This window comes from Amycolatopsis sp. NPDC021455 (assembly GCF_040640995.1).
Taxonomy (GTDB): domain Bacteria; phylum Actinomycetota; class Actinomycetes; order Mycobacteriales; family Pseudonocardiaceae; genus Amycolatopsis.
This window is the reverse complement of the sequence record NZ_JBFACT010000128.1, coordinates 1-10195: the sequence shown is the minus strand read 5'-3', so window position 1 is coordinate 10195 and position 10195 is coordinate 1. Positions and strand designations below refer to the sequence as shown.

11 protein-coding genes are annotated in these 10195 nt (G+C 72.3%); 8 read left to right on the top strand and 3 right to left on the bottom strand.

Annotated elements, in window-relative coordinates; translation table 11 throughout:
- Positions 1-170: cytochrome ubiquinol oxidase subunit I (locus tag AB0G28_RS48295; RefSeq protein WP_361106099.1), on the bottom strand; the 170-nt coding region annotated here is incomplete at its 3' end.
- A 163-nt stretch (positions 171-333) separates the two neighbouring features.
- Between AB0G28_RS48295 and AB0G28_RS48290 the strand changes: the two genes are divergently transcribed.
- Entirely contained in the window at positions 334-972 is a 639-nt protein-coding gene (locus tag AB0G28_RS48290; RefSeq protein WP_361106094.1) for a response regulator transcription factor, read from the top strand.
- 28 nt (positions 973-1000) lie between these two features.
- On the opposite strand, the gene AB0G28_RS48285 is transcribed toward AB0G28_RS48290, so the two are convergent.
- A complete protein-coding gene (locus AB0G28_RS48285; protein WP_361106091.1) occupies positions 1001-1993 on the bottom strand; it encodes a hypothetical protein in 993 nt (330 codons plus the stop codon).
- Between the two features lie 146 nt (positions 1994-2139).
- Between AB0G28_RS48285 and AB0G28_RS48280 the strand changes: the two genes are divergently transcribed.
- Entirely contained in the window at positions 2140-3834 is a 1695-nt protein-coding gene (locus AB0G28_RS48280) for a GAF domain-containing protein (protein ID WP_361106096.1), read from the top strand.
- A 4-nt stretch (positions 3835-3838) separates the two neighbouring features.
- On the opposite strand, the gene AB0G28_RS48275 is transcribed toward AB0G28_RS48280, so the two are convergent.
- Positions 3839-4093, bottom strand: a complete 255-nt coding sequence (locus AB0G28_RS48275; RefSeq protein ID WP_361106087.1) for a dsRBD fold-containing protein — start codon at positions 4091-4093, stop codon at positions 3839-3841.
- Positions 4094-4276: 183 nt separating this feature from the next.
- Here AB0G28_RS48275 and AB0G28_RS48270 point away from each other — a divergent pair, with 183 nt between their 5' ends.
- From AB0G28_RS48270 to AB0G28_RS48245, 6 genes are all read left to right on the top strand, one after another.
- Entirely contained in the window at positions 4277-4687 is a 411-nt protein-coding gene (locus AB0G28_RS48270) for an Hsp20/alpha crystallin family protein (protein ID WP_091310577.1), read from the top strand.
- A 66-nt stretch (positions 4688-4753) separates the two neighbouring features.
- Positions 4754-7366 carry a GNAT family N-acetyltransferase gene (locus AB0G28_RS48265; protein WP_361106084.1) on the top strand — a complete coding sequence of 871 codons (2613 nt, stop codon included), beginning with the start codon at positions 4754-4756 and terminating at the stop codon, positions 7364-7366.
- Between the two features lie 11 nt (positions 7367-7377).
- Entirely contained in the window at positions 7378-8463 is a 1086-nt protein-coding gene (locus AB0G28_RS48260; RefSeq protein WP_361106081.1) for an acetate kinase, read from the top strand.
- A gap of 4 nt (positions 8464-8467) precedes the next feature.
- Positions 8468-8863 carry a hypothetical protein gene (locus tag AB0G28_RS48255; RefSeq protein ID WP_361106078.1) on the top strand — a complete coding sequence of 132 codons (396 nt, stop codon included), beginning with the start codon at positions 8468-8470 and terminating at the stop codon, positions 8861-8863.
- Entirely contained in the window at positions 8860-9573 is a 714-nt protein-coding gene (locus AB0G28_RS48250) for a hypothetical protein (RefSeq protein WP_361106075.1), read from the top strand. Before AB0G28_RS48255 ends, AB0G28_RS48250 begins: the two co-directional genes overlap by 4 nt.
- On the top strand, positions 9570-10195 hold a 626-nt coding region (locus AB0G28_RS48245; RefSeq protein WP_361106072.1), incomplete at its 3' end, for an HAD-IC family P-type ATPase. The genes AB0G28_RS48250 and AB0G28_RS48245, both read left to right, overlap by 4 nt.

Below are 10195 nucleotides of genomic sequence, written 5' to 3'. Positions count from 1 at the left end.
AGCTTCCCCCAGAACTTCGTCATCCGGCGGTAGCGGTCGTTCCCGGTGCGCACCCAGGCGGTCTGCATCCCGGCGACCAGGAAGGACAGCCCGATCGTCAGCGGGACGAAGAGGAAGTGGTAGACGGTGGTGATCCCGAACTGCCATCGGGCGAGGTCCAGGGCGCTCATCCGGTTTCTCCTGCTCGTTCGCGGGTCACCCGGCGAGCATCCGGTGCGAGAGGCGTCCGGCCTTAGGGTCCTTGGTCACTTCCCGCACGGCCACGGGTCCCTGCCGCCGGAGGCCTTGCGGTCGTACGCTGAGCCTGTCCAACCCGTACCCGGGAGGTTCTCCATGCTCCGCGTGTTTCTCGTCGACGACCACGAGGTCGTCCGTCGTGGTGTCGCCGATCTGCTGGACGAGGACGAGCACCTCACCGTGGTCGGACAGGCGGGCAGCGTGTCGCAGGCGCTGGCGCGGATTCCGGCGCTGAACCCGGACGTCGCGGTGCTGGACGTCCGGCTGCCGGACGGCAACGGCATCGAGCTGGCCCGGGAGCTGCGGTCCAAGCTGCCGGAGCTCAAGTGCCTGATGCTGACCAGCTACACCGACGAGCAGGCGATGCTCGACGCGGTGATGGCCGGCGCGAGCGGGTTCGTCATCAAGGACATCAAGGGCATGGACCTGGTCTCGGCCGTGCAGGACGTCGGCGCCGGCAAGTCCCTGCTCGACGCCCACGCGGCCGCGGCCCTGATGGCCAAGCTGCGCGACAGCCAGGCCAAGAAGGGCCCGCTGGCCGACCTCTCCGACCAGGAACGGAAGCTGCTGGAACTGATCGGCGAGGGGCTCACCAACCGGCAGATCTCGGAGCGGATGTTCCTCGCGGAGAAGACGGTCAAGAACTACGTCTCGAGGCTGCTGACCAAGCTCGGCATGGAGCGGCGGACGCAGGCCGCGGTGCTGGCCACCGAGCTGCGCAACCAGGGCGGCTGAAGCGGTTCCGCCCTGGTGCGCGCTCACATTACTGGGAACTCAGCGACGACGGCTTCATCAGGACGTCCGCCAGCGACCGCCGCGGCGTCCACGGCACTGGTGCGCCGCGGCCTAGACGCAGCACGATCTGCGGCCACAACCCGCCGCCGAGCAGGTGGCGCAGTTCCGCCCGGACCGCCGGGACCTCCACCGGCTGGGAGATGAACGACGCGTCCAGCCCGGCCACCGTCGCCGTCAGCAGGACCCGCTGCATCGCCTGACCCGCCCGCAGCCGGTCGACGCGGGTGTCGTCGAAGGAGCCGATGACCACGACTAGCGGCTCGGAGTCGTCGCGTCGGCCGCGATCCCGGGTGCCGAAGTCGCGCAGCACCCAGCCGCCGTTGTTGGAGGGCATCGACCCGGCCGCGTACTCGGGGACCCCGTCGCGGCTGTTCCGGTCGCGCCCGGTCCACTGCCGCCACTCGGCCAGGAACGCCGGGTCCGTGAACTGGGCCTGGTGGCCTTTGTGGACCAGCTCGCGCAGTCCCTCCAGTTGCTGCCCGCTCAGCCGCGGCAGCCACGCCTGCTCGACCTCGGCGGCGTGCCGCAGCCCGGCGACCACGGACCCGGGGATCGCACCCGCTTCGAACGGTGTCCGGTTCGTGTGACGGTGGGGGATCGCGTCGGCCAGCTCGACCAGCCGGGGGTCGGGACGACGGGCCGCGAACGGCCGGACCACGGCCAGCAGCGTCGGGTCGTCGCGCCGGGGGAACAGCGTCGTGGCCGGGTGGGCGCCCAGCGCGTGGATCGCCGTCCGCAGGTTGAACAGCGCGGCCCCGCAGGAGAGCAGCAGCTCGCGCCGGTCGGCGTCGGCCACGGGCAGGGCACGCTCCGGGTCGGCGTGCAGCTCCAGGCCCGCGCGGGTGCAGCGGAAGCGCCAGGGCTGCGTATTGTGCGTCGACGGCGCCAGTACCGCAGCGCCGATGACGGACTTCACCTGATCGGAGTCCAGCAAGCCGATCGAAGTGATGGGTAGTGTCATGGTTTCCCCTCGTGCCGCGGGGCGGCACACTGGTGATCCGAAAGCTTGGTTCGACGGTCTCTCGCACCGCGGTGCCGCGGAAAGGGGACAAAGTCACCGATGATGCGGAGGCCGTGGTGAGCGAAGCCGGGCAGGAACCGCGGCGGATGGCGGGCACGCTGTCCGGCCTGCGGCTGCGCGAGCTGCTGCGTGACCTGCAGGACCGGATCGAGCTGCTGATCGGCACCCGGGACAAGATGGACGGCCTGCTCGACGCCGTCCTGGCCGTCGCGTCCGGGCTCGAGCTGGACACGACGCTGACGCGGATCGTGCAGGCGGCGATCGAGCTGGGCGAGGCGAAGTACGGCGCGCTCGGCGTGCTCGCCGAGGACGCCTCCTTGTCGGAGTTCCTCTACATCGGCATCGACGACGAGACCCGCCGGCTCATCGGGCACCTGCCCGAGGGGCACGGCGTGCTGGGTGTGGTCATCGACGAGGCGAAACCGCTGCGGCTGGAGGAAATCTCCTCGCACCCGGCGTCGGTCGGTTTCCCCGCTCACCATCCGCCGATGCACACGTTCCTGGGCGTGCCGGTGCGGGTGCGTGACGAGGTGTTCGGCCGGTTGTACCTGACGGAGAAGAAGAACGGGGAACCGTTCACCGACGACGACGAGGTCGTCGTGCAGGCCCTCGCCGCGGCGGCCGGGATCGCGATCGAGAACGCGCACCTCTACGAGCAGGCGCGGGTGCGGCAACAGTGGCTGGCCGCCACCAGTGAGGTGACCACCGAGCTGCTGGGCGGCACCGACCCGGCGGAGGCGCTCAACACCATCGCCAGCCGCGCGCTGGAGCTCACCGGCTCCGACGTCACGTTGCTCGCGCTGCCCAACTCCGGGCGGCTCGACGTCGACGAGGACTGGGGCGACGACGTCGACGACCTGACGGTCACCGTGTGCGCGGGCACACGTGCTTCGGAGCTGTCGGGGACGCACATCGACCTCGACGACAGCGTGCCGGGCGCGGTGTATCGGGACCGAACTCCCCGCAGCGTGCCCGATCTGAGGCTGCGTGAGCACCGGTTCGGTCCGGCGATGGTGGTGCCACTGCGGGCGGGGGACCGCACGACCGGCGTGCTCATCGCGGCCCGCGAGACTGGCGCGGGCTCGTTCGAAGCGGCCCAGCTGCCGGTGGTGGCGTCGTTCGCCGATCAGGCGGCGCTGGCGTTGCAGCTGGCGGCGCAGCAGCGGGCGGCGCGGGAGCTGGATGTGCTGGGCGACCGGGACCGGATCGCGCGTGACCTGCATGACCACGTGATCCAGCGGTTGTTCGCGGTCGGGTTGTCGATGCAGAGCACGCAGCGGCGGACGAAGTCGCCGGAGCTGCAGAGGCGGCTGGGGGACAGCATCGAGCAGATGCACGAGATCGTGCAGGAGATCCGCACGGCGATCTTCGACCTGCACGGCGGCGCGGCGGGCGAGACGGGCCTGCGCCTGCGGCACCGCCTGCACGACGCGATCGCGGAGCTGACCGACGATGCGCCGCTGCAGCCGACGGTCAGCATGTCGGGCCCGATCGACACGGTGCCGGCCCAGCTGGCCGAGCACGTCGAGGCGGTGGTGCGGGAGGCGGTCAGCAACGCTGTGCAGCACGCGGACGCCTCGACGGTGTCGGTGTCTGTCGCGGTGAAGGACGAGCTGATCCGGATCGTCGTCGCCGACGACGGCAAGGGCCTGGCCGAGGGGATCTCGCCGAGCGGGCTGGGGAACCTGCGCGACCGGGCGGAGGCTTCGGGCGGAACGTTTTCGCTGGACAGCGGGCCCGAAGGCGGGGTCAGGATCGAGTGGTCGGCGCCGGTCGGCTGAGCGGTCAGGAGCTCCACACGCGGTCGGCTTCCACCTCCAGCTCCACCATCGCGGCTTCCAGCAGTTCTTCGGTGAGATCCGACATCGCCCGGCCCAGCGCGAGGTAGCCGGCGACCCGGGCGGGCCCGCTGCGGTGGGCCAAGCCCACTCCGGAGAACTCGGCTCCCTCCGGGGTGCGCAGGACGATCTGGGCCCGGGTCCGGCGCGGCTCGTGGTCCACCGTGACGTCGAACCGCCACCTTCCGATCTCGTGCGTCATGGCGCTCCTCTCCGTCCCCGGAACCCGACGGTGGCAGCTGGGCCGAACGGCCCAACAGGGTCCTCACGCCCGGCTTCGGTGACGAAGGTCCTCGCGGTTCGGGCAATCCGGCCGCGTCGCCGGACCCCGCCCCCGAGGTCTCCTTGTCTTGCGACACCGGATGTCGCAGGGAAGGAGGAACGGATGACTGCCCTGGTGCCGGGCTCACGCCTGGCGTTGCCGAGCATCGCGGCGTGGCTGGAGAACCCCTGGCCGTTCGCCGAGCACAACCCGGTCCGGATCGAGGAGTCCACTGAGGACGGCAAGTACCTCGTGCGGGCCGAACTGCCCGGCTTCGACCCGGAGAAGCACATCTCCGTGACCACGCACAACGGGCTGCTGACCATCTCCGCCGAGCGTGAGGCGAAGGAAACCGCCGAAGGCGGCCGCAGTGAGTTCTACTACGGCACCTTCAGCCGCACGGTCAGCCTGCCGGCCGGGGCCGACCCGGCGAAGGTCAAGGCGACGTACACCGACGGCATCCTCGAGATCTCGATGCCGGTTTCGGAGCACCCGCGCGACAAGCACGTCAAGATCCAGGTCACCAAGGACTAGGTGACCCTCCGCGGTGGGCGCGGCCCTCGGTCGGCCGCGCCCACCCTCATGCCCTGAGGAGAAACGATGACCCGGGCCCTGCTCGCGCACGGCGACGTCGTGCTGGTGCGCCCCTTGCACCCCGGCGACACCGCCGAAGTACTCGCCCTGCACACCCGGCTCACCCAGCAGGACACCTACTTCCGGTTCTTCGGGACACCGTCCGGTTTGGACAAACTCGCGGCGGAGATCGCCGCCGATCCCGGTCCCCGTCACTACGCCGTGGGCTGCTACCGGCGCGGCGAGCTGGTCGGTGTCGCCAACTACGAAGTCCTCAAGGACACCACCGACGCCGAGGTCGCCCTTGTCGTGGACGCGGCCGTGCGCACCCAGGGCGTGGCGACCCTGTTGATGGAACACCTCGTCTCCCACGCCCGGAAGACCGGCTTGAAACGATTTCTCGCCGAAGTGCTCGCGGAGAACGCCAACGTCATCCACGTCTTCCGTGACCTCGGGCTGCGCTTCGAGGCCAGCGTCGGCGGCCCCGAACGCGACGTCGTGATGATCCTCGAAGACGATCCCGCCTACGTCGAGGCGGTTCTGGAGCGCGACTCGGTCGCCGACGCCGCGAGCCTGGCGCACCTGTTCACGCCGTCCTCGATCGCCGTTGTCGGGGCCGGACGGCGGCCGGGCTCGGTGGGCAACGCCGTGCTGGGCAACCTGGTCGTTTCCGGCTTCCCCGGACCGGTCGAGGTGGTGAACCCACATGCGGAGGAGATCCTCGGCGTGCCGAGCGTGCCGTCCGTCGCGGCACTGAGCCGTACCCCCGAACTGGCGGTGATCTGCCTGCCCGCCCCGGCCGCCGCCGCGGCGGTCGAAGAATGCGGGAAACGCGGGGTCCGGGCCGTCGTCATCATCTCCTCCGGGCTGACCGGGACCGAAGCCGGCGAGCGCGTGCGCGCCGCCGTGCGTGAGTACGGCCTGCGGCTGGTCGGGCCGAACTGCCTCGGCGTCGTCTCCACCGACCCGGCCTGCCCCTACGACCTCACCTTCCTCGGCACGCCGGTCAAGCCGGGCAACATCGGCGTCGTCACCCAGTCCGGCGGTGTCGGCATCGCGCTCGCCGAATCCCTCGGCGACCTCGGCCTCGGGATGTCGTCGCTGGTCTCGACGGGGGACAAGTACGACGTCAGCGGCAACGACCTGCTGATGTGGTGGGCCGCCGACCTCCGCACCGAACTGGCCGTGCTCTACCTCGAGTCGTTCGGCAACCCGCGCAAGTTCAGCCGGCTGGCCCGCCGGCTCGCCCGCACCCGCCCGGTGCTCGCCGTCCGCTCCGGCAGCGGCGACACCGCCCAGCGCGCCGCAGCCTCGCACACCGCGGCGGCCGCGACTCCGGCCGTCACCCGGGACGCGCTGTTCGAGCAGGCCGGTGTCATCGCCGTCGACACCGTCGCCGAGCTGGTCGACGTCGTCGCCGGGTTGTCCTGGCAGCTCCTGCCCGGCGGCCGGCGGGTGGCCGTGGTGAGCAACGCCGGCGGCGCCGGTGTCCTCGCTGCCGACGCCTGCGAGCGCGAAGGCCTGGTCATGGCCGAGCTGTCCCAGGACACCCGGGACCGTCTCGTGAAGCTGCTGCCCGCCGAAGCGGCGGTGCGCAACCCGGTCGACACGACCGCGGCCGTCCCCCCGGAGGTGTTCGCCGACGCGTTGCGCGCGGTTCTCGACGACGACGGCGTCGACGCGGTCATCGCCGCCACCGTGCCCACCGCGGTCGGCGACCCCGGCACGTCACTCGCCGCTGTGCTCCCGCCCGAGTACAAGACCGTCTTCGCGGTCCGCCCCGGCCAGCGAGCCCGGGTGGCGCCGCTGGCGCCCGGCCCCGGTGTCACCGCCTGCTACGACGATCCGGCCGCGGCCGCCGCCGTGCTGGCCCGGCTCGTGCGCTACGAGGAATGGCTGAACCGGCCCGAAGCCGATGAGCACCTCGAGCCGCTGGAAGATCCGGACGCGGTGCGGGCGTTCGCCGCCGGGCACGAGGGCTGGCTCCCGCCCGCCGACGCCGTCGAGCTGCTCCGCCTCGCCGACATCCCCATGGTGGAGACCCACTACGTCGAAGCCGGTGACTCGATGGACGCCGCGGCCGCCGACCTCGGTTCGCCCGTCGTGCTGAAAGCCGACGCCGAAGGCTTGCTGCACAAGACCGCCGGCGGGGGTGTCCTGCTGAACGTGCGTGGGGCCGACCGGATCATGGAAGCGTTCCGGATCCTGCGGTCCCGCTTCGGATCCGCCCTGCGCGGCGTGACGGTCCAGCCGATGGCCGAAGCCGGCCGCGAGCTGCTGGTCGGCGTGCGCTCGGACCCGGTGTTCGGGCCGCTGGTCGTGTTCGGCCTCGGCGGCGTCGACACCGACCTGATCGCCGACCACGCCGCCCGGCTCGCCCCGCTCACCGGCGCCGACGCGGACCAGCTCCTGGACGGGTTGCGATCGTCGAAGGCCCTCTGGGCGTCCGGGCTGGACCGGGCGGCGGTGCGCGAGCTGCTGCTGAAGGTCAGCCGCCTGGCCGAGCTGGTGCCGGAGCTGGCCGAGCTGGACCTCAACCCGGTGCGAGTGGGCTCGAAAGGCTGCGTGGCGCTCGACGTCCGTGCCCGCCTGGAGCCCATGGCGAGCGAAGACCCGTTCCTGCGCCACCTGAAAGACTGAAGGAGCGACCCGTGCGTGTGCTCACCCTGAACCCGGGCTCGTCGAGCGTGAAGGTGTCACTGGTCGCCGACGGCACCGCCGTCGGCTGGACCGCCTGGGACCTGACCGACCCGGCCGTGGTGGGCCAGGCGATCCGCCAGTGGTCCGATGTGGACGCTGTCGCCGTCCGGTTCGTCCACGGCGGCTCGCAGAAGGTCCCGGCGCGCGTGGACGACACCCTGCTCGCGAACCTCGAACGGCTCACCTCCCTGGCGCCCAACCACCAGCCGCTGTCGCTGTCGGTGACCCGCGAGGTCCGGCGGCTGCTGCCGGACGTGCCGGTGGTGGCCTGCTTCGACACGGCGTTCCACGCCCGGATGCCCGAAGCCGCCGCGCGGTACCCGCTGCCGCGGGCGTGGACCGTGCAGAACCGCTTGCGGCGCTACGGTTTCCACGGCCTGTCGTGCCAGTACTCCTTACGCCGCGCAGGTGAGCTGCTGGGCCGGGCGCCCGAAGAGCTGCAGCTCGTGTGCGCCCACGTCGGCGCCGGGGTGTCGGTGACGGCGATCCGCGACGGCCACGGCGTCGACACGAGCATGGGCTTCACCCCGCTCGAAGGCGCCATGATGGCCACCCGATCCGGCTCGGTCGACCCCGGCCTACTGCTGCACGTGATGCAGACGGCGCCGATGAGCCCGGCCGAGATGGCCGACGCGCTGTTCCACCGCTCGGGGCTGGCCGGGATGACCGGCACCAACGGCGACCTGCGGCGCGTGCTGGCCGCGGCCGCCCGCGGCGAACAGGACGCTTCGGTGGCCCTCGACGTCTACCGCCACCGGCTGTGCCGGGAGATCGGCGCGGCGGCGGTGAGCCTGTCGCGGCTGGACGCGCTCGTGTTCACCGGCGGTGTGGCCGAGCACCAGCCCGAATTGATCACGTCCGTCCTCGACGGCCTGGGTGTGCTCGGCCTGCGGGCCGGGGACGTCCCGCACACCGACGTCGACCGGATCATCACCGTGGCGGATTCGCCGGTGCCCGCCCTGATCGTGCTGCCGCGGGAAGACCTGGAGCTGGCCCGCGGCGCCGAAGAGGCGCTCGCCCGAGTGACCGTGAGGTGACCCCATGCACGTCCTGCTGACCGAAGCGTCCTTCGGCGACGCCGACTTCCTCGTCCGGCCCCTGCGGGGCGCCGGCTGCCGGGTCAGCCGCTGCCACGACCGCACCGGGCTCTGCCGCGCCCTCGCCCCGGGCGGCCGGTGCCCGCTCGACGAGCCGTTCGCCCAGCCCGACCTCGTCGTGGACGTCCGGGGCCAGGAACCCGAGCTGACCGCGCGCGAGTTCGGCGTCGTCTGCGCCGTCCGCGACCACGTGCCGGTCGCGCTCGTCTCACCGGATCCGGACGTCCGGGCGGAGGTCCCGCCCGGCCTGGAGAACCGCGTCACCGTGATCGACGTCGACGGTCTCCTGGCCACCTGCGAGGCCGCCGCCAGACACCTCCGAGTCCGGCCGGGCGGATGACCGCGTTCCGCTGGGACCGTTCCGCCCGGGCGGTGCTCGGCGACGCGCTGGTGTGGCTGGGCCCGAACCGGTGCGTCGCCGAGGTACGGCCGGACGAAGTCGTCCTGACCGAGCCGCCCATCCGGCGCGACCGGGCGCGCAACGTGGCGCTCCTCGAATGCGGGGCCGTCCTGTCGACCATCTGGACCGTGGTGCGGGTGCTGGGCCGCGATCCGGTCGTGGTGTTCCCGCACGACAAGGACCGGCCCGACGTCGCGGCCGTCGTCCGGGTCGGGGGACCGCGGTCTCCGGCCAGTGGCGAGTGGGCGCGGTACGTGGCGCTGCGCAAGCTGGCGGAACCGGAGCTGCGGCCGGTCAGCCTCGCGGTGCTGGGCGCGCTGGCGGGCGACGGCTTCTGGCCGGAGACCGACGTGCGGATCGTGCGGCCGGACTGGGTGCCCGCCCTGGAGCAGCTCGGTGCCGACGTCACCGGCCAGTCGGCCTTGCTCGTCACCACGCCCGGCGACAGCCGCCGTCACCACGTCCTCGCCGGGGCCGCGCTCCACGGCACCCGGCTCGCCGCGGCCGTCCGCGGGTTCTCCTCCCGCGGCGCACCGCTTCCCCTCCTGACGCCCGCCGAGCGGGCCCGCCAGGCCGAAGTCCTCCCCGGCGTCCCGCAGGGGCTGCTGCTGATCGGCCTCGCCACTCCGAAGCGAAGGAAGGCACGATGACCACGCACCTGAAGACCAAGCCGGCCGAGGCGCCGCCGGTCGACGCCCGGGAGCCGGTCGCCCGGCTGCTGCGGGACCTGCGGACTACGCCGAACGGACTGACGGCGCGGGAAGCCACCCGGCGGCTGCAGGTGAGCGGCCCGAACGCGCTGCCCTCGCACGGCGGCCGGAAGTGGCCGCTCGAGCTGGTGCGGCAGCTGGTCCACCCGCTGGCGCTGCTGCTGTGGGTGGCGGGCGGGCTGGCCTGGGCCGCCGGGACGACGAACCTGGCGATCGCGATCGCCGGCGTCATCCTGCTCAACGGCCTGCTGGCGTTCGTCCAGGAACAGCAGGCGGAAAAGGCGGTCGAGGCGCTGGGGAAGTACTTGCCCGACCGGGCGCCGGTGCTGCGCGACGGCCAGGTGTGGCACGTGCCCGCGGCCGAGCTGGTCCCCGGTGACGTGCTGGTCCTGGAGGAGGGCAACCGGATCCCGGCCGACGCCCGGCTGATCGACGGCACGGTCGACGTCGACGCGTCGATGCTGACGGGGGAGTCGGTGCCGGTGACGCGGATGGCCGACGCGCACGACGACGCCGCCCGCCCGCTCGACTCGCCGGTGCTCGTCTTCAGCGGCACGGTGTG